The organism is Gemmata obscuriglobus (assembly GCF_008065095.1).
Lineage (GTDB): Bacteria > Planctomycetota > Planctomycetia > Gemmatales > Gemmataceae > Gemmata > Gemmata obscuriglobus.
In genome coordinates this window covers 6607369-6626772 of sequence record NZ_CP042911.1, presented here as the reverse complement: position 1 = coordinate 6626772, position 19404 = coordinate 6607369, and the positions used below count along the sequence as shown (strand labels likewise).

Annotated in this window: 14 protein-coding genes; 1 reads left to right on the top strand and 13 read right to left on the bottom strand. The window is 68.8% G+C overall.

Annotated features, from left to right (window positions below):
- Positions 1-4: 4 nt before the first annotated feature.
- The 6 genes from GobsT_RS27660 to GobsT_RS27635 all read right to left on the bottom strand — a co-directional run bounded on the left by GobsT_RS27660 (position 5) and on the right by GobsT_RS27635 (position 7083).
- A complete protein-coding gene (locus GobsT_RS27660; RefSeq protein WP_010047624.1) occupies positions 5-1594 on the bottom strand; it encodes a B12-binding domain-containing radical SAM protein in 1590 nt (529 codons plus the stop codon).
- Positions 1595-1678: 84 nt separating this feature from the next.
- A complete protein-coding gene (locus GobsT_RS27655; protein WP_010047626.1) occupies positions 1679-2878 on the bottom strand; it encodes a DegT/DnrJ/EryC1/StrS family aminotransferase in 1200 nt (399 codons plus the stop codon).
- A 142-nt stretch (positions 2879-3020) separates the two neighbouring features.
- On the bottom strand, positions 3021-4124 hold the full coding sequence (locus tag GobsT_RS27650) for an alpha-ketoacid dehydrogenase subunit beta (RefSeq protein ID WP_050790353.1): 1104 nt from the start codon (positions 4122-4124) through the stop codon (positions 3021-3023).
- Complete coding sequence (locus GobsT_RS27645; RefSeq protein ID WP_109570836.1) at positions 4099-5064, bottom strand: thiamine pyrophosphate-dependent dehydrogenase E1 component subunit alpha; 966 nt, start codon at positions 5062-5064, stop codon at positions 4099-4101. Before GobsT_RS27645 ends, GobsT_RS27650 begins: the two co-directional genes overlap by 26 nt.
- Positions 5045-6007 (bottom strand): GDP-L-fucose synthase family protein, encoded by a 963-nt coding sequence (locus GobsT_RS27640; RefSeq protein WP_109570837.1) that lies wholly within the window; start codon positions 6005-6007, stop codon positions 5045-5047. The genes GobsT_RS27645 and GobsT_RS27640 overlap by 20 nt, the downstream gene beginning before the upstream one ends.
- Complete coding sequence (locus GobsT_RS27635; protein WP_109570838.1) at positions 6004-7083, bottom strand: GHMP family kinase ATP-binding protein; 1080 nt, start codon at positions 7081-7083, stop codon at positions 6004-6006. The genes GobsT_RS27640 and GobsT_RS27635 overlap by 4 nt, the downstream gene beginning before the upstream one ends.
- A 242-nt stretch (positions 7084-7325) precedes the next feature.
- Here GobsT_RS27635 and GobsT_RS27630 point away from each other — a divergent pair, with 242 nt between their 5' ends.
- Positions 7326-8180 (top strand): leucine-rich repeat domain-containing protein, encoded by an 855-nt coding sequence (locus GobsT_RS27630; protein WP_162097399.1) that lies wholly within the window; start codon positions 7326-7328, stop codon positions 8178-8180.
- Positions 8181-8284: 104 nt separating this feature from the next.
- Here the strand turns inward: GobsT_RS27630 and GobsT_RS27625 are convergent, their stop codons facing one another.
- The 7 genes from GobsT_RS27625 to GobsT_RS27595 form a co-directional block, all read right to left on the bottom strand.
- On the bottom strand, positions 8285-8680 hold the full coding sequence (locus GobsT_RS27625) for a peptidase associated/transthyretin-like domain-containing protein (RefSeq protein ID WP_010049548.1): 396 nt from the start codon (positions 8678-8680) through the stop codon (positions 8285-8287).
- A gap of 13 nt (positions 8681-8693) precedes the next feature.
- On the bottom strand, positions 8694-9587 hold the full coding sequence (locus GobsT_RS27620; RefSeq protein WP_010049549.1) for a DUF1559 family PulG-like putative transporter: 894 nt from the start codon (positions 9585-9587) through the stop codon (positions 8694-8696).
- Positions 9588-9726: 139 nt separating this feature from the next.
- Entirely contained in the window at positions 9727-11778 is a 2052-nt protein-coding gene (locus GobsT_RS27615; RefSeq protein WP_109570839.1) for a protein kinase domain-containing protein, read from the bottom strand.
- The gene (locus GobsT_RS27610) at positions 11775-12356 is read right to left on the bottom strand and encodes an RNA polymerase sigma factor (RefSeq protein ID WP_010049557.1); all 582 of its coding nucleotides are present in this window, start codon (positions 12354-12356) and stop codon (positions 11775-11777) included. The genes GobsT_RS27615 and GobsT_RS27610 overlap by 4 nt, the downstream gene beginning before the upstream one ends.
- Positions 12357-13277: 921 nt before the next feature.
- Entirely contained in the window at positions 13278-14012 is a 735-nt protein-coding gene (locus GobsT_RS27605) for an RNA polymerase sigma factor (protein ID WP_010044383.1), read from the bottom strand.
- 141 nt (positions 14013-14153) lie between these two features.
- On the bottom strand, positions 14154-18662 hold the full coding sequence (locus GobsT_RS27600) for a hypothetical protein (protein WP_109570840.1): 4509 nt from the start codon (positions 18660-18662) through the stop codon (positions 14154-14156).
- Positions 18659-19402: a hypothetical protein gene (locus GobsT_RS27595; RefSeq protein ID WP_010044386.1), complete on the bottom strand. Its 744-nt coding sequence runs from the start codon at positions 19400-19402 to the stop codon at positions 18659-18661. The genes GobsT_RS27600 and GobsT_RS27595 overlap by 4 nt, the downstream gene beginning before the upstream one ends.
- Between the last annotated feature and the right edge of the window lie 2 nt (positions 19403-19404).

The window sequence follows — 19404 nt, the reverse complement described above, 5'->3', positions numbered from 1 at the left end:
ACCGTTACCGTTTCGCGAGCTGAAGCAACTCGGCCGGCGTGGTCTGCGCCTCGTCCGGGGGGAGGAGCGTCGGTTCCACGTCCAAGGCGCCCGAGAGCAGGTCGCGTTCGAGCGTGATGGCCGTCATGCGTCGGAGTTCTTCGACCGATTGCGCGCCGAAGCGGCGCTCGACCATCGCGAGGTAGCCCGGGTCGGTGTAGTACTCGGTGAAGGCGGCGTCGCGGAACTTCAGCACCTCGCGCGCCGGCAGGTACCGCGTGGGCAGCGGCAGGCTGTCGCGCGAGTGCTGCGAGTAGCCGGTCCAGCGCCGGGGTAGAGGGATGCCCTTCTGGGTCGCCGTGGCGTACAGCGGCGAGCCCGGGTAGGCCATCGCGGAGTAGAAGTTTGCGAACTCGCACTTCAGGTCGAGCGCCAGATCGAGCGTCGCCCGCATCGTGGCGTGGTCGTCTTCGGGCAACCCGAAGATGTAATTCCCGATCACGCTGATGCCCGCCGACTGGATCTCGCGCACCACCGAATAGACCTGTTCTTGGGAGAACGCTTTGTCCACGTCGGTGCGGACGCGGTCGGCCCCGGCCTCGATCCCGACCGCGAGCCAGTTGAACCCGGCCGCCTTGAGCTTCGGCAGCATCCCGTCCTTGATGGTATCCACCCGGGTGTAGGCCCAGATGTTCAGATCGTAGCCCCGAGCGATGATGCCGTCGCAGATGCCGACGACGTGCCGCTTGTTGAGCACGAACATCTCGTCCGCGATCTTGATGTTCCGCACGCCGTATTTGTTCACCAGCGTGTCGATCTGCCCGAGGACGTGATCGATGCTCCAGAACCGGTAGCTGTTTGGAGGCTGTTTTTGTCCGAGCGGGGCCACCTCACCGTTCTTGAACGGCGCCTGAATGCAGCAGAACGAGCACTGGTAGGGGCAGCCGAGGGTGGTGTAGACGGCGGCGTACGGCTGGCGCTCGTGCCCGCCGAGGCAGTGCCAGTTGTGCGCCCGGTACCGCGGCATCGGGAGCAGGTCCCAGGCGATTCCGGGCAACTCGGTGTCGAGATTCGACAGCAGCGGTGCCGCCGGCCCGCGCCGGACGCGGCCGTTGTCGCGGAAGTACAGCCCGGGCACGGCGCTCACGTCCGGCACCGCCGACTTCAGTGCTTCGACCAGGCCGGCGAGCGTGTGGACCCCTTCGCCCGCGGCGACGAAATCGGCTTCTTCCTCGCGGAGCGTGCGCTCCGGCAGCGCCGCGACGTGTCCGCCGAGCAGCAGAACCGGCTGTTCAGAGCACGCCACCTTTACGGCGGAGCACGCGCGGCTGACCGCGGTCATGATCTGCGTCGAGGCCGATGGCTGGTGCCCGTAGGCCACGACCGCCGTTAGCACCGGGCGCAGGTACGCCACTCGGTCGGCAACTTCGGAGGGCGAAAGGCACTCGGCCTCGGCATCAATGATTTCGACCGACAGCCCCTTCTGGCGACAGAAGTTCGCCATCAGGCCGGCCCACACCGGGTTTTCCACCGCCGCGAGTTCCGTGCCCAGCGACTGGTACACCTGCGTGCGGCTGCTCGGGTTGATCAGAACGAGGTCGAGTCGTGGCGCCATGTTGAGTGTCCGTCGATGGGGCACGGCCGGGCGTAGCACTCACGCCCGGCGCGGTGAACGCCTGCCCCGCCGGGCAGGCGGGGGTTACTTCAGACCGTTCAAGAGGTCGCACAGTTTGAGAATGCTGTCGGCGTCGAGGGTCGGGTAGTTGCCGATGTAGAACCCGTAGAAGTGGACGTGGTCCGCGATCGGGCACTGCTTCCAGGCGTCGTCACCCAGGAGCCGGCGCAGGTACGGCTGGCGCAATTGGTTCCCGCCGCCCGCGGTGCCGCGGCGGAACTCCACATTCGCGCCCCGCAGGGCCGCAACGACGCGCTCGTAAAGACCCTGGTTCGGCTCCTTCAACACGAGAGTGAACGCGTAGTTGCTGCTCCCCTCGGTGTCGAAGTCCGTGCGGTACAGGTCCGGGTCCAGGTTCCGCAGGAACAGCATGAAGTTCGCCGTGCGCTTCTCGTTGTTCGCGTCCAGGCGCGGGAGCTGCGAGCGGCCGATGACGGCGTTCACCTCGGTGCTGCGCACGTTGTACGCCGGGAACGCGAAGATGAAGTCCGGGTTCAGGTCCGGATTCTCTTCGAAGTAGCCGGCCTTGCGGTCGCTGCCGGCGAGCTCGCGCACCATCCCGTGCCCGCGCATCATCCGGACGGCTTCGTACAGGTCCTCGTCGTCCGTACACACCATCCCGCCCTCAATAGTGCTGAGGTGGTGCGCGTAATAGAAGGAGAAGTTCGACGCCCAGCCGAAGCTGCCGAGCTTCTGGTTCCGGAAGGTCGCGCCGTGCGACTCGCACACGTCTTCGATCAGCGGGATGCCCCGGGCCTTCAGTTCTGTGAGGAGCTTATCGGTGAGCCCGTTGTACCCCAGGACGTGCGTGAGGAACACGGCCCGGGTTTGGGGCGTGATCTTCGACAGGATCTGCTCCGTGTCCATGCTGAGCGTGCGCGGGTTGATGTCCGCGAACACCGGCGTGAACCCGCAGTGGAGCACCGCGGAGATGTCCGACACCCAGGTGATCGCGGGGACGATCACCTCGCCGCCGGCGCCGTGCAACTCTTTCAGCGCGGCGATCGTGACGAGGTTCGCGCTCGAGCCCGAGTTCACGAACACGCTGTGCTTCACGCCGAGCCACTGGGACCACTCGGCCTCGAACGCACGGACGTTCTTCGACTGCGTCAGGATCGGGTCTTCCTGTTGCAGCAGCTCGATGACCGCGTTGAGGTCTTCGCGGGCGATGTTGTTCTTCATCAGCGGCCAGTTCAGTTTGGCCGCGGGCTTCGTGCTCGGCATGTGCGTCTTCCGTGGTGTACTGCCGTGTGTGGTCGCGCCGGAGCGCGGGCTTTTGGCCCGCTTCCGCTGTGCGCGGCGATGACGTTGTCCGTGTTACCGGCGCCCGGGCAAAAGCGGGCCGGAGGCCCGCGCTCCGGCAAGATCAGAACGGGCCTTTGAACTCGATGCTCCGCAGGTCCGCGCGCTCGGCCGGGATCCACCCGCACGCGCGACCCTCAACCAGGTCGCGGGCCGCCGCCGCGATCTTCTGGGCGTTCGGGTAGAACGCGTCTTCCAGCACCGGGGTCGTGGGGCACGTGGTCGGCGCGAAGCCCATCCGCTTGAACCGGAACGCGCATTCGCCCTGGAGCTTCTCCGCCACCCGTGACACGATTTCGGCCGCGGCGCCGCAGTTGGTCCACGCGGTATCAACCACCAGAAGCCGGCCCGTCTTCCGCACCGATTCTGCGATGGTGTCGGTGTCCAGCGGGTTGAGCCAGATCGGGTCGATCACTTCGGCCTTCACGCCAACGTCTTCCAGGTACTTCGCGGCCCGGAGCGCCTCGACCTGCATGTACGAGATGCCCACCACGGTCACGTCGTCGCCAGCAACCGCGACGCGCGCCTTGCCCGGTTCGACCGTGTAGGCCTCCGCCGGGACCGGCCCCTTTTGGAAGTGCAGCAACCGGTGTTCGACGTACAGCACGGGGTCGTCGTCGCGGACCGCCGCGGCCAGCGTGCCCTTCGCGTCGTAGGGCGTCGAAGGCGCGACCACCTTGATGCCCGGCACGTGCATGAAGAACGAGTGCAAGCCCTGCGAGTGCTGCGCGCCCTGGCCCCAGCTCTTGCCGATCATCGCCCGCGCGACCATCGGCACATTCACACGCCCGCCGTACATGTAGCGGCTCTTGGCCCCCACGTTCAGCAGTTGGTTCACCGCCAGTAAGAGGAAGTCCATGCGGATGTGGACGTGGATCGGGCGCAGCCCGGCGAGGGCCATGCCGATCGCCGCGCCGGTCATCGCGTCCTCGGACAGCGGCGTGCCGAACACCCGCTCCGCGCCGAACTTTTCCGGCAGCCCGAGCGTGGTGCCCTGGATCGCCTTCGGGTCGTCCACGTCGAGCCCGAACAGCACGACGTTCGGGTCGCGGGCCATTTCCAGTTCGGTGGCCTCGCGCACGGCCTCGACGAAGGACTTCGTTCGCTCGGTCGCGACTTTGGGGGCGACCCGCGGCGCCGTCTTAGCGCCCACAAGCGGCAAACTCATTGCTGTCCTCCGTGAAGATGTCGGTCATGAGTTCGGACGGGTGCGGGAACGGGCTGCTCTCGGCGAACTCGAACGCCGCGGCCACCTCGCGCTCCGCCGCGGCCTCGATCTTCGTTCGCACATCCGCGGGCAATTGGGCCGCGAGCACGCGCACGGGATCGCTCTCGTACCAGCGCTCGCACTCGGCCTGCGACCGGTAACCGAGTTTGAAGTCTTGCCCCGGCCCCACGTGCTCGCGCCAGCGGTACGTGGTGGCTTCGAGGAACTGCGGCCCGGCGCCGGCCCGCAGTTGTGCGACCAGGTCCGCGGCCTTATCGCGGAGGGTAAGGACGTCGTTGCCGTCGAGCCGCTCGGCCGGCATCCCGTAGGCGCGGGCGCGGGCGCAGATGTCCGGCAGCCCCTGACGCTTCGACTGCGCGGTGTGGATCGCGTACCCGTTGTTCTCGCACACGAACAGCACGGGCAGCTTCTTCAGCACCGCGAAGTTGAGCGTTTCGGCGAACACACCCTCTTCCGTGGCGCCATCTCCGAAGAAGCACACCACCACCGCGTCGGAGCGCCGCACTTTCAGCGCGTAAGCGTAGCCGGCGGCGTTGGCGATCGTCGTGCCCACCACCGCGGACGTGCCCATCACCCCGCACTCGGTGTCGATGAGGTGCATCGACCCGCCCTTGCCGCGGGTGCAGCCCGTCACCTTCCCGTACAACTCGGCCACCATCGCGCTCATGTCCCCGCCCTTGGCGAGGTACATGGCGTGCCCGCGGTAGGTGCCGAACACGACATCGTCGGGGCGCAGCACGTCGCACACGCCGACCGACACCGCCTCCTGCCCGATCGACAGGTGGACCGGACTCTTGATCTTGTCGGTCGCGTACACCCGCGCGATCTCTTCCTCGACGCGGCGAATGCGATACAGCGACCTATACAGCCCGGCGTGCATGCGTGCGGCCCTCCGTGGCGCGGTGGTGCAGGAACCAGTGGTACGTCTCGTTCAGTGCGGCCCGGAAGTCCGACTCCGGCCGCCAGCCCATGTCCAGCAGCGGTGCCGAATCGAGCGCCTTCAGCGGGGCGCCGTCCGGCTTGGTCGTGTCGAAAACCAACCGGCCCTTGAAGCCCACAACCTCCGCGACCGCGTGGGCCACGTCGGCAATGCTCAGGTCGGTGCCGCCGCCGAGGTTGATCGGGGCCTCGCCTTCGTAGTTGCGGGCCACGAAGAGGCACGCGCGGGCCAGGTCGCGCGAGTACACGAACTCCCGGCGCGGGGCGCCGGTGCCCCACACCACGAGTTCCGCATCGCCACGCGACTTGGCGTCGTGAGCGCGGCGGAGCAGGGCGGGGATAACGTGCCCGCCCTCGGGCGTGAAGTCGTCGTGCGGGCCGAACGCGTTCGCCGGGAAGCCCGTGACGAATCGGCACCCGTACTCGCGCCGGTACGCGTCGCACAGCTTCCACCCGGCGAACTTCGCGGTCGAGTACGCCTCGCTGGTCGGTTCCATCGGGCCGGTGCCGAGCGACTCGACTTGCAGCGGCTGAGCGGCGTGCTTGGGGTACGCGCACGAACTCGCAAGGTACAGCAGCTTCGCCGTTCCGTGCCGGTGCGCGGACGCCAGCACGTTGAGCGTCGTGAGCAAGTTGTCGCGCATCAGCTCGACCGGCGCGGCGCGGTTCAGCCCGATCCCGCCGGACCGCCCGGCGCACAGGAAGACGCATTCGGGGCGTTCCTGCGCGAAGAACGCGTCGGTCGCCGCTGCGTCGGTCAGGTCCGGTTCGGCTGTGCCCACACCAACAAGGCTCTCAAACCCTTCGGCGCGCAGTAGGGTGGTGAGCGCGTGACCGTACAGTGTGTTCCCGCCGGCCACGAAAACGCGCGTGTGCGGGGTCATGCGGCCTCCGTCGGGTGGAGGGCCGGGCGGGGCAGTTCCTTGAACGTGCGGCGGCGTGACCCGCGGGCGCGGTCGACCGCCTCGTAGTCGGTTCCCGGCTCGTAGAAGATGATCTGGCTGCCGCCGTTCTCGAATTCGAACGGAACGTGAATGCAGCCGTCCAGCGCTTCCAGAACGTCGTTTCGCCGCTCGGGCGGGACGAACAGGAGCAGAAACCCGCCGCCGCCGGCGCCGGTGAGCTTCCCGCCGATCGCGCCGGCTTCAAGGGCGGTGTGGTAGAGTGCGTCCACCTCGGGGTTCGACACCGCGGCGCTCAGGCTCCGCTTCGCGAGCCACGCTTCGTGGAGCAGTTCGCCGAACGCGACGAGGTTCACCCCGCCGGTCAGGATCTCGATCGCCTCGTCCACCATTTCTTTCATGATGCGGAGCTGCCGGCGCCGGGTTTCGAGTCCGGGAACGTAGCTCTGCGCCACGTCCGCCGCGGTCCGCACGATGCCTGTGTACACGAGCATCAGGTGCGACTTTAACTCGGCGATGCGCCCCGCCGGGAGCACCAGCGGTGAGACCTCGATTTCGCCGTCGCTGTGGAACTTGACGTGCTTGAAGCCTCCGTGCGCCGCGACCGTCTGGTCCTGCGAGCCGACCGTTTCGCCCAGAACGTTCTGTTCCAGGTGGATCGCCTCTTTCGCGAGCTGGTGCTTCGTGGGCATCTCGCCCTTGAGCGCGTGCAGGGCGTGGAGCAGGCCCACCGTGAACGCGGAACTCGACCCCATCCCGCTGCGCGCCGGCAGGTCGCCGTCGTGATGGATCTCTACGCCGCGGTCGATGTTCAGGTGCTGGAGCGCCGCCCGGACCACCGGGTGCTCGACCTCGTCGGCCGTCAGACACGTCTCGATCTGCCGGTACACGACCCGGATGCGGTGCTCAAAGAACGGCGGCAGGTACCGGCAGGTGAGGTAACAGTATTTGTCGATGCCGGTGGCGAGGACGGTGCCGCCGTGTTGCCGGTACCACGCGGGGTAGTCGGTGCCGCCGCCGAAGAACGAGATGCGATAAGGGGTCCGGCAGATGATCATTCCGTGATCCTTCGCAGCGCCCCTCGATCCGTGAGGGGCCGTCGTCCCGGTAACCTGCGCCAGTCGTGTCAGTGTTGACGGGGGTAGAGGTTCCCACAACGGCCCTGCCAGTGTCAAGCCCAGCGAGCGGGGGAAAATTGGCTGGGCGCAAATTGTCTCGTAAGTCCAGCTTGGGATAGAATGACGCCGGATGTATCCCTTGAGGAGCGATTATGCCGTGTGTCACGCAGAAGCTGTTGGTCGTGCTGTCGGTTCTCTGTTCGTCTGCACCGGTAGGGGCTGATGGTGCTGAGAGCAAGGCGGTCGCGTTCGTTGAAAAACTTGGAGGTAAAATCACGCGGAATTCGGACGGATCGGTAATAGAACTCTGGTTGGAGGGCACGAAGATTGCCGACGCCGACCTGAAGGAACTGGCCGCTTTTAAGCATCTCGCCGTCCTTTCCCTGTACGACACGCAGGTGTCCGATGCGGGCCTCAAAGAACTAACCTCATCAAAGGGCCTTACAGAGCTTCTCCTAAGCCGCACTAAAGTGACAGACGCTGGACTGAAGGATGTTGCGAAGCTCACACACCTTGAAAAGCTCGCCCTCGACGAGACCGCTGTGACGGACGCGGGCATCGGAGAACTAGTGCCTTTGAAGCGCCTCTCGGAACTATGGTTGATGGGCACAAAAATCACTGACGCCGCATTCAAGAACGTGGCCAAGTTAAAGGGGCTGACGACTCTCCGCTTGGATGGGGCCAAGATCACTGGCGTCGGTTTGAAGCAGGTCGCGGCCATTGACGGCTTTCACAGCCTCTATTTGAGTGGGACAGATATCTCCGAGGCTGGTCTCAAGGAAATTGCAGCGTTCAAGTCGCTGAGGATTCTTCAATTGTCGGAATGCAAAATCACGGACGGCGGTTTAAAAGAGCTCGCCGCGCTTGATAAGCTCACGACGCTTCATCTCGAGAAAACACAGGTGACAGATGCGGGCGTAAAAAGCCTCGCCTCGCTGAAGAAGTTGAAAGTGTTGCATCTGACGTCCACGCAGGTGACGGACGCGGGCGTTAAAACTATTCGCAACGCATTGCCGAAATGCCTTGTGTTCAAGTAGAAATATGGACGAACACGATCTGTAAGTGACCGGACGATACGTAATAACTGCAATATCACGGCTGACCGGTCTAGCACTGGTCAGCCGTGTCCGAGCTCACACCTTTACCGCTTCAACTCCAGGTCGTAGGTCTGGTGGCCGCCGTCGAATGTGAACGCCAGTTCGTTGTCCGGTTTGGCGTACTTCGCGGGTACGGACACCGTTCCCGGTGGCGGCGGCGGAGCTTGAACCCCGGCCGGGGGCGGCGGGACCAGGGCCGTTACCCGGAACCGCAGCGCACCTCGTGGCGGTTTCGTTAGCGCGTACTCCCCGTTCGGACCGGTCAAGGCACTCGCCTCGGTCCGATCGGTTCCGATCGCCACTACCGTTACGTCCTTCGCCGGTTGGCCGCCGATTGTGACCCGACCCGTGAGCTGGTCCACGTCTCCAGTGGACGACCCGCACCCGCCCACCAGTCCGGCACCGATCGCCAGAGCCAGCGCTCGAAAAAGCTGCGTCACGCGCGTTCTCCGGTTAGTTCCAGTCGGCGGGCAGGACCAGGCTGTCGTCCGGCATCACCGCCGTCCAGAAGGTCAGGATGTTGGTGCTGCGGTTCACCCCGCGGACGCTCCCGTCGGCCATGCCGAGCTGCACGGTCGCCGGGTGCGACGAGTTCGCCCCCCACCGCGTGCCCTTGGTCCCGGTCACCCCCGGCTGGATGCTCTGGTCGTTGTACCACCAGTTCGTGGTGGCCCAGTACGACGGGTAGGTGGTCTGGTACATCGCGAACGCGGCCGTGTAGTACTTGTCCTGGCTGTTCCAGCCGTACGGCATGTCGCGACTGCAGGTGTACGGCGTGCCCTCGGTCAGCACCTTCCGCTCGGCGAACGCGACCGTGTTCGACGTGCCGTCCGGGACGTTCCCGATCGAGTAGCGGGGCTGGTCCACGTTGGTGACATCGAACCACGCTTTGGCGGCCAGCAGTTGGGAGTTCACCGCGTACGAGCTGCCCGCCCAGCCGTTCGGCCCGACGCCGGTTCCGGCGGTGTCGTCGGCGGGGCACAGGAACGTCTTGACCACGGCCCCCTTGTTCACGGCCACGTCCCCGGCCGTCGTGTGCGCGCGGTACAGGTTCTCTTGTTCGACATATGGCAGCAGCGCGACCATCGCGCTCGCCTTGTTCGTTCCGCCCGAGGTCAGCGTGATCCGGAGCGGCGGCAACTTGTTGTCGCCGGTACTGCTGGCGTAGTTGTGCAGGGCCAGCGACAGTTGCTTCAGGTTGTTCGAGCAGGTGGTGCGGGCGGCCGCCTCGCGGACCTTCTGAACGGCCGGCAGCAGCAGCCCGATGAGAATGGCGATGATGGCGATGACGACGAGCAGCTCGATCAGCGTGAAGCCGCGCCGCGGCCGTGTGCGTACCCCGACCATGAACACTCCTTTGGGTGGGTGTCGGATGTGGGCGAGTGCGGATGTGGAGAGGAATGAATGGAGGGCCGGTCTGCCCTCGAATGAGAGCTTCGTGTGAAGCCGGCCGGATTGGACACCGCGCGGAACTTTTTCTGCGATTTCACCGAACCGCGGCGTGGCGGCGAAGGAAGTCGGCGGTGGTAAGACGGTTGATCGATTCGAGTTGCGGCATCCGCGCCAGTACGGCCGCGTCACCGCGGGTCGGTCGGAAATCGCAGATCAGTTCCCGCACCTTCGATCCGGCGAGCGGTTCGAGTGTGTCAATCGGACAGCCGTCGCAGCGGAACAGGCGGACCTTGGCAAGTGTCCGCACCGGCGACACGTCTCGCACCCGGCAGTTATTCACCGCCAGAATGCTGATCGGCATCCCTTCCAGCGGCGACAGGTCCGCGACGGCGGTGTCACCGGCTTGCATCACGGTGAGTTGCATCCCGCGGGTCGCTGACAGGTCGGTCAGTGCGGGGTTCTGCCAAATGTTCAAGACGGTGAGCGGGAGGCCGCGAATCGCGGACAGATCCGCCAACCGCCCCAGCCCGGGGGCGCTACCGGTTACTGAGAGGGATTTGAGCCCGGTCAGCGCCCGGAGCGGGCGGATGTCCGACACGTCGTCCGTTTTGATTGCGAACTCTGTCACCATTCCGTTCTCGAACCCGAGCTTGGCCACCTGACCGTCGTACCCCGGGTTGAGTTCACAGAGCTTGTCGATCACCGCGCCCGGCTGGCGGTCGACCGGCAGCGCGGTGACGGCGGCGACCCACTCGTCGTCCGGCGGGCCGGGGCGGGTGAGCGGTCCCGACTCCACCTGCCCGCCGGGCTGACGGAACTTGTTACCCGCCAGACATATGCCCGCGAAGAGCAACACGAAGGCGGCCAGCCCGAAGGCCCATGCGACGCGCCGCAACCGACGGCGTGCGGGGAGGTCACGCCCGGCCGTGCCCCCGCCCTCAGTGGTCAGCGCGAGGAGTTCGGCGGCGACCTGTCGGGCGGTGGCCGGGCGGTCGGCGGGCGCGGGGGACAGGAGCCTGCCGATCAGGTAGGCGAGACCCGGCGGCACGCCCGGGGCGAGGCGCTCGACCGGTTCGGGTGTTGCGTAGCTGCGTTCGTCTGATTCGGTGCGCGGGAACGGCAATCGGCCGGCCACGAGTTCGTACAGCACGACTCCGAGGCTGAACAGGTCGGCCCGGTGATCGACTTCCTGCCCGGCCGCTTGCTCCGGTGGCATGTACGCCGGCGTGCCGAACGCTACCGACGCGCGGTCCCCGATCCCGGCCGGCTGGGCCAGTCCGAAGTCGAGCACTTTGACGCGGGCGACGGCCGGCAGCGGCGCCCGGCCGTCCGGCGGCAGGTCGGCCCACCCGGCCGGCACCTCGAGCCACAGGTTGCCCGGTTTGATGTCGCGGTGAACGACCCCGCGGGCGTGGGCCGCAGCTAACCCCTCGGCGGCTTGGCGACCGAGCCGGGCGGCCCATCCGGCCGGCACCCGCTCGCCGCGCCGCAACCAGTCCGCCAGGCTCTCACCCTCCAGCAGTTCCATGGCCAGGAACGGCACCGGCGTGCCGTCCGGGCCGACCGCCTCGCCGACCTGAAAAACGGTCACCACGTTGTCGTGCTTGAGCGCCGCCACCGCCCGGGCTTCCCGGAGGAACCCGTCCCGGGCGCGGGAGTGGCGGGCGAGCCGCGGGCGGAGGATCTTCACCGCCACCGGCCGGCGCAGCGCCTCGTCCTCGGCCAGATACACCAGTCCCATTCCCCCGCCGCCGAGCAACCGCACCACGCGGTACCCGCTCATCCGCCCCAGGTCCTCTGGGGCGTGCGGCGGATCGAACGGCGGGCACTCGCTCCCGGACCCGGTGGCCGAAGGGTGAAGGTCGAACCCGGCCGGGGTGAACTGGCTGGCCATCTCCTCGATCCGGGCCACCATCGCCCCGACCCGCGGGTCGGTGACGGGGTCCGAAAGGGCACCGGCCAGATCGTCGTCGCCCCGAAGGGCGTCCGTCAGCCGTGTGTCCACGCTCAACCCGTCAATCGTCCGCTGACAGCGGGCGCACCGCTCGACGTGCCGCTCCACGGCGTCGGACCGGGCGTCGTCGAGCCGGCCGCGCAGGAAGGCCTCGAATTCGGCGGCCGGCGGGCACGGGTCGGTCGGGGTCATAACGGGTCGCCGGGTGAATCGGTCATCAGGTCGGCCAGTTCCTTTTGGAGGTGGGCGGTCACCCGCAGCTTGGCTTTGTAGACCGCCGCCACGGTGACCCCCTCCTCGGCCGCCACCTCGGTCACGGGCCGGCCGTCAACAACGTGCTTCCAGAACGACCGCCAGGTGGTCTCATGGAAGTTCCCGCGAAGGGTCGGAACCACGTGCCGGATCAGGTGCGCGCGAAACTCGGCCTCTTCCAGTCCGATGTCAGCGCTGGCCGCCGGCAGTTCGGACGGGTCGCGCCCGGGGTCGATCGGAAGGCTCGCCTTCCGTTTGCGGTCCGCCCACCGCCGGCGGGTGATCGTCCACAGCCAGCCGCGGAACCGCTGCTGCCCGTCGTAGTCGAACCGGGGGATTTGCTGGACCAAAACGGCGAACACGTCCTGCACCAAGTCGACCGCGTCGTCGTGCGCGAGCGCCATCCGCCTGGCCCACCCGTACAGGAGCGGCGAGTACGTCCGGACGAACCGCGCCCACGCGTCTCCGTCTCCGGTCTGGCGGAGACGGGCCAGCAGTGTCACGGACGTGGTGTGCATGACGCTCCCTCAACCCGGTCGCCACATCGGAACGCGACAGACCCGGAGTTACCGGTTGTGTGGACGCGAGTTTCGCGCCTGGGAGGGTTCGGCGGCGCGATCAGATAAATTCCACCCGCTAGGCTAACAGCTCAGGTGAGGCGTGGCTACCCGCCATTGTAGGCCCTCCGGCCGTGGCGGGTGAGAGGGGGCGCCGCACCGTTCGTACCATGAAGTCATTCGATAACACCCCCCGCCGCTTCAATCGAAACCGCTGCTTCATGCCCTGAGCCGAAGCAATCCGCATATTGGGCATGTTCGACCACCTTTTTTCCGCATGCAGTTCGGACGCTTGCATCACGGCACGCGGCCCAACCCCCGTACCGGGGCGTTGCGGCGGGCGATTCGTGGTAGCGACCTGCCAGCGATACGCCAGTCCGACGCCCGCGTGAGCCCCAGCGGATGTCCCGTTGTTGACCCGTCGGTGCCCCCGGTCCGTGGGTTGCAGGGGAGAGGCCGTCGTTTGGCACGTGTTTCGCCTGCGCCTCGCCCCCGGCACCTCCTTGAAGGGAAGGCAACCTACCCCCCGGCCCCCTCCCTGAAGGGAGGGGGGCGCCTGGAGCGCTGGTCCCGGCGCTAAAGGAGCGCGCGACGCTTCGAGTTCGCCCGTGTTTTCCTCCCCTCCCTATGAAAGGGGCTGGAGATGGGGCTTCGCTTCGCGTGTGTGGGCCGCACCGGGACCAGCACTCCAGGCGCCACCCCCTCCCTTCAGGGAGGGGGCCGGGGGGTAGGTTGTCCTCCCTTCAAGACTCCCTGCCCGGTGCGGGTCATTTTGTTGGAGACGACGAGCCACCACATTACAGATGGCACGGGCGGAGTTGCACGCGGTCGCGCCCCGTCTGCGTCTGCGGTTACCGATTCGGCCGGATTGACCATCTGGCGTCAGGCGCTGAAGAAGCGGGTGCGCCAGTCGTCCGGGAGGTGGTCCTCGACGTAGGACCAGAGCCCGAGTTCGTGGAGTTCGGCTTCGACCCCGTCCGCGGTCGGCGGGATCACCCCGCGGGCGGCCTCGGTGAGGATCAACTCGGCCATCAGACACCGCGCGCGGCTCACCTGTTTCCGGAACGCCTCCGCGCCAACCGCGTGCCCGGTGCGCTGGGTCGCGATCGCGGCCAGGCGCGGCGACGGCTCGTGCGGGAACTCGGTGAACACCTTGAGGGCGGTGTAGCAGATGTTCCCGGGGGTGCGTCGCTCGTGCCCCTCCAGCGCCCGCCAAACCCGGTCCAACAGGCAGCTCTGCCACTCGCTCAGCAGCGCGCGGTCCGCCGCGCTGCCGGCGCTGTGCGGGTCGGCGACCTCGCCCAGCTCCGCCGCCGCGGGCTGGCGGCCGGTTCTGCGGAGGTGGGTGATCGCCGCGTTCCGGGCCGCCGCCTTCAGGTAGTCCCGGAACCGACCCTTCCCCGGCCACTTTGCGACGCCCCCGCGCCGCAGCAGCGCGAGCACCAGCTCCTGCATCACCTCGTCGGTCGCCCCCGGGTCTTGCAGGATGGCCCGGAGGTAGCCGCCGACGGCCCGGCCGTACCGGACGAAGAACTTCTCGGCGTCGCCGAGTGTGGCGACGTGCGTTGAGATCTGATCCAGCCGCAACCCGGTGACCTGCTCGTTTGGTTCGGACACGTCGCTTCTCCGTCGGCGGGGCGAATCGGCCGCCGGCACTCACTCCGCTGCGGGGAGGGGCGCGAGTAACAAAACAACATCAGAAAGCCTAAGGCGGATGTGGGCCCCGGTCAACGTGCGCCCGAGCCGTTCACGGGGCCTTCACGGCGGGCCGGGCGAAGCGGCTTTGCCCAAACTGTTGTTCTCGTTGGCCGCCGGCGCGGGCGGCTTGCTTGCGTCCACCTCGAACACGTGGACCGCCCTCGCTTCGGGCACCGTGACCAGCACCGCCCCGTCCCGGCTCAGCGCGAACGGCGCGGCGCTGGTCTGTGCTTGTATCGGCGCGCGCACCAGTACCGCGCCGGTTCGGAGGTCGATCACGTCCACGCTGTCGCGCCTCCGGGCCACGGCCGCGCGGCGGCCGTCGGCCGAGAGCTGAACCGGTGAGGTGAGCCGGTAGTCGGCGCCGAACCGGTGGACGGGCTTGCCGGTGCGCCCGTCCAGCACCACCGGCCCGCGGTTCGGGCCGGACGACCCGCTCCGAACTGTGAACCCGACCAGCGCGCCGTCCGCGGATATGGACGTCACCTGATACCGGGTGCTGTCGGCGTCGGGCGGGCCGGCCCATTCGCCGTCCGCGGCGCCGGACGGGAGCTTGTACCACCGGCACCGTCCGGTCCGTTCGGCCAACAGAACCCGGCGCCCGTCCGCGGTGAAGTGTGCCGTCCCGCCGGCCCAGTCGAGTTGGACCACCGGTTTGCCGGTCGCCAAATCGATCACCCGCATCGGGCCGGGTGCGTTCAGGTTCGCGTGGGTGATGGCGACGTGCGTACCGGTCGGTGACAGCGCCGGCGTGGGCCTCGGCGACCCGCTCTCGGGCGGCAGTGCGGGTACCGGCACCTTCTTGATTTCCCGCCCGGTGGCCGCGTCCAGGATCAACAACTCGCCCATCGTGGTACGCGGCCGGACGCCGACCTGTCCGCCGGTCATGTCGTAGAACTCGGCGACCGCGCGGCCCGTGTCGATTTTGACCGCGGCCCCGGTGCGCAGTTTGAACGCATTCAGGCCGCCGACGGACCCGGCCACGAGCAGCAGGTCCGATTCCGCGTCCGCGTGCAGTCGGACCGCCTGGCCGGTGACCTGTGTGGTGCCGGTCCAGCGCGGCTTCGGTCCCGCGCCGACGGCCGGTGCGGGCGGGTCGTCGGCCGCACCGGCCAGGTCGTACACCACCAGCGGGCCGCGCTTGCTGCCGTCGAAATGGAGCAGCGCCCGGCCGTCCGGCGCCAGTTCGACGTTCGGCGCGCTGTCGGGACCGGTGGCGATCTCGACGCGGCCGACTTCCGACCCGGTGCTCGTGTTCACGACGACCGAGGTGTGCCGCCCCGGCTTGTTCGCCGCCAGCCGCGCCCGCGTGCCGTCCGCGGACAGTTCGCCGATCCCGTAAGCCCCTTCAAACACGGTGCCCAGCGCGCCGGTGGCCGCGTCGAGGGTGAACGCGCCGGGCCGCCCGGCCGCGAACCCGTTGCAGAGCACGGCCCGGCCGTCTTGAGACAGCCGGGCGACGGACACGGCCGCTCCGGCCGGCGCCCCGGCCCCCCCGCCGTACACCCACTCGCTGTCCGGCTCGCCCGACGGCAGCTTGTACCACCGCCCGCGGAGCCGCCGGTCGATCACCAGCACGCGCGACGAGTCCGGGCTGAACGCGAACCCGGTGTGCATCACGTCCCCGTACCACTCGGTCGAGACGACGGTTTTACCGGTCCGCGTGTCGAACACCTGCACCGGCCCCGGGATCTCGTCCGTGCGCTTGGTCTCCGGGTTGAAACGCACCCCGCCCAAACAACCGACCGCGACGAACCGCCCGCCCGGCGAGGGCCGGATCGTGCGGAAGGACGACGCGTACCCGGCGGGGAACTGGGGCAGATTGATCGTGTCCGTTTGGGCGCCGGTTTCCGCGCTGAGGACACGGACGACGTTGGTGCCCTCGTCGAACACGCCGACCCGGCCGCGCGCCAGCGGAACGAAGCTGTACGCGCGAAGGTCGCCGGTGGTCGGGATGATTCGAACCTTGCCGGCCCGCGCGTCGATCAGCGCGAACCACTTGCTCTTGTCCGCGTGAGCCGTTAGCGCCTGCCCGTCCCCGCTGAACCGGGCGAACTGCGGTTGGAAGTTGAGATCGACCTTGAGCCGCTCCCGCCCGGCGGTCGCTTCCGGGGGCAGCGCGCCGGCCGGGGCGAAGTCGTACCGCTGGGCGTACGACCGCCGCTCGCCCGGCACGTGTACCCTCACAACAAAGCCGCGCCCGTCGGGCAGGATGGCGGGGCAGTACGTGGCCCCCGGGCGGGCTTCCAGCTCGGCGACCACCGCCGCCGTGTCGGTGCGCAGCACCGACACGGTCGTTTTCCCCTGGGACGAGCTGGTCACCACCAGCAGCGCGCCGTCGGCGGACAACGACGGGTGCGTGGTGACGTGGGGCTGGGCGATCGACGCGCGGACGCGCCCGGTCCGGCCGTCGAGAATGTGGGCGTCGCCGGTGTGCCCGTGAAGTGACCCGGAGAAGACCAGTACGGACCCGTCGGCGGACACGGCCGACAGCCCGCCCCCTTGCCACTTGTCGGTCGCGATCGGCAGGTCGAACTGTCCGTCGGGCCGGCCGGACGGCAGCTTGAACCACCGGCACGCGCCGGTTCTCTCCACCAGGAGCACCCGGGTTCCGTCCGCGGCGAAGTGCGCCCGGACGGCCGGGCACGGGAGGTCCAAAAGTACCCGCTCGTCGCTGGTGCGCATCAGCTTGAACGAGCCGACGTCGGGCGCCAGGGGCGGCACGCACAGCGCGACGTACTGAGCGCCCGGCGAGACCTGCTCGAAGGTCACGCGTCGCGGCCCGGGGATGTAAGGGAGTTCGGTCGTCTGTCCGGTGCGGGCGTCGACGACCGGGATCGGCGCCAGCGAGTGCTGGGCCGTGACCGCGAACCGCTCGTCGTTGAGCGGCTGGAGCCGATCGAACGAACCGGCCGCGGGGCGCGCCTGGCTCTGCGCGACCCGTTTCCCGGTCGCGGCGTCGAGTACCGCCCCGCGCGAGTCGCCGCCCATCACCCCGGGAAACGCGACCAGCCTGGAATTCAGGGTGCAAACTGGGTACAGCCCGCCCCCGAGATCTTCCGCAGTGGTCCACACCAGCCTGAGCCCGTATCGCCCGCCGGCGGGCGGGTACGGGACGCTGTGCGGTACGGTGAAGGGGATTTCGGGCTCGGGGTCCGTTTGCGGCCCCGCGTGGGGGGCTTTCGGTGCCCCCTGTTCCGCGGCTGTCGGCGGCGCGTCCTTGGGCGGGGTCTGGGCGGTCCCGTCCGGCTTGAACCGGCCCCCGCCGAGTACCACCGCCGCGGCGAGGGCACCGACCAGCACGACCGCCGCAGCACCGATCGCCGCGAACACAATCACTTTTCCGCCGCCGGCCTTTGCCTTCGGATGCGCTTTACTCCCGCGCGTCCTCGGCCGCTCGAAGGTCGAGCGGGTTCTCTTCTGCGGCTCGGGGTCATACTCATGGTCGTGCTCGTCATCGTTCTCGTCATCCTCGTCGTCGTAGTCGTACTCTTCGTCGACGACCGTAAAAGGTGGCTCCTCCGGTACGGGTAGCGGGACGAGTTCGGGTATGGGCTCCGCGCCGGGTTCGGGCGGCAGCGCGACCGGCACCGACAGGGCGATTCCGAGGGCCGCGGCTGCTTCCAGCCGGGTGGGCTCGTCGAGCGGCACCGGCTCCCCCTCGGGGGCGATCCGGTCCAGCCACGGGGTCTGCGGGATCGGCTGGCCGCACGCGATCGCCAGCCGCCCGACCAGCGCCTGAACCGCGGGGTCGTGCAGCCCCCACAGCTCCCGCATTAGCTTCGATTCGGCCGGGTTTTTGTAGTCGTCCTCGGTGAACAGCAGGTTGTCGCCGTTGTCGTACCGCTCCCACAGCGCCGCGCCGCCGACCGCCAGCCCGCGCAGCGCGGCGGCGACCACCAGGTGCGGGAACCGGTCCACGTCCGGCGAGTAGGTGCGGGTGGCGGCCCGGGCCGGGTGCTGGAACGACGGGTGCCCGGACTCGCCGCTCGGGACGTTGGCCAGGGCCGGCACCCACACGCCGTCGTAGTCGATCAGCTTCAGCCCGTAGGCCCCGGCCCGGTTCCCGGGCACCATGAGCACGTTGCCGTGCTGCAGGTCCGCGTGCGCGATCCCGGCCTTGCGCAGCCGCCGGCACAGCTTCGCCCACATCTGGCCCAGCGCGCCGAGCGTCTGCGGCTTCCCGGCCGCCTCGCGGGCCACCTGGTTGAGCAGCAGCCCCTCGACCCACTCCATCATCACGACCGGGCGCCACGCCCCGCCCACCCGGATGCCCTCGGCCAGGAACTTGAACCCGACGTTGAACGGCAGGTTCGCCCGCTCCAGCGCCTCGCTCACCCGGGCGTACCGCTCGGCCAGCCCCGCGACCGGCCGGGTGAAGCACTTCACCGCCCAGTCGCGCCCGCCGGCCCCGCGCACCTGGTACACGTCCGCGAAGTTGCCGGACCGCGGCAGCGGCAGGCCGGCCGCCCCGACCACCGGCTCCCCGTCCCGCAGCTCGGGGTCGGCGAACGCCACCTTCGGGTTCTGGATCGCCTCGTTGAACTCGTGCGACAGGGGCCAGCTCACGCGACCTCCGGGGCTTCGGGCAGTCGGACCGCGATCAGGGACACGTCGTCGTTGTGTGCGTCCTGGATCGCACGGAACCAGCTCAGTACGACATCCGGCGCGCGGGCGGCGAGGGCCGCGCGGGCCGCCGCCAGGCCGACGTCGCGGGCGGCGGGGGCGAGGAGCCGCGCGGCCACCGCGTCGGTGGCGAGGAGGAGCAGGTCCCCGGGCTCGGCGCGGCCGGCGAGCCACTCGGGCTCGGGGCACGCGGGGCCGGTGCTGGGCACCAGCCGGGGCCGGCTCCCGAAGCCGGCCGGCGTGTCGACCGGGAACGCGGCCCGCACCTCGTCGCCGCGGACGTGGAACAGGCAACTGTCGCCCACCGCGACCGCCCGCCACGCCCAGCCGACCGGGTTCTGCGACCGGCGCAGCTCCAGCCCCGCGAGCGTGGCGAACGAGCCCTGCTCCCGCTTCACCGACGCGTACCACGGCACCGGCCCGGCCGGCTCGGGTGCGGCCCAGCTCGCGCGAACCCCGCGCAGCCACTCCGCGAAGTCGGTGGGGCCGGGCGGGCGGGCCAGGAACGCCTCGGCCAGGCGCGCCGCCCACGGGCGCGACTCCCAGCCCTCGCTGGCGCCGTCGGAGACGACGAACCGGAGCCCGTCCGCGGTCCCGCGGGCGGCGTCCTCGTTCTCGTCCTCGCGGTTGCCGCGCTTGGGGGCGGTTACGCAGACCCACTCCGGGGGCCGAATGGCGGGCATGT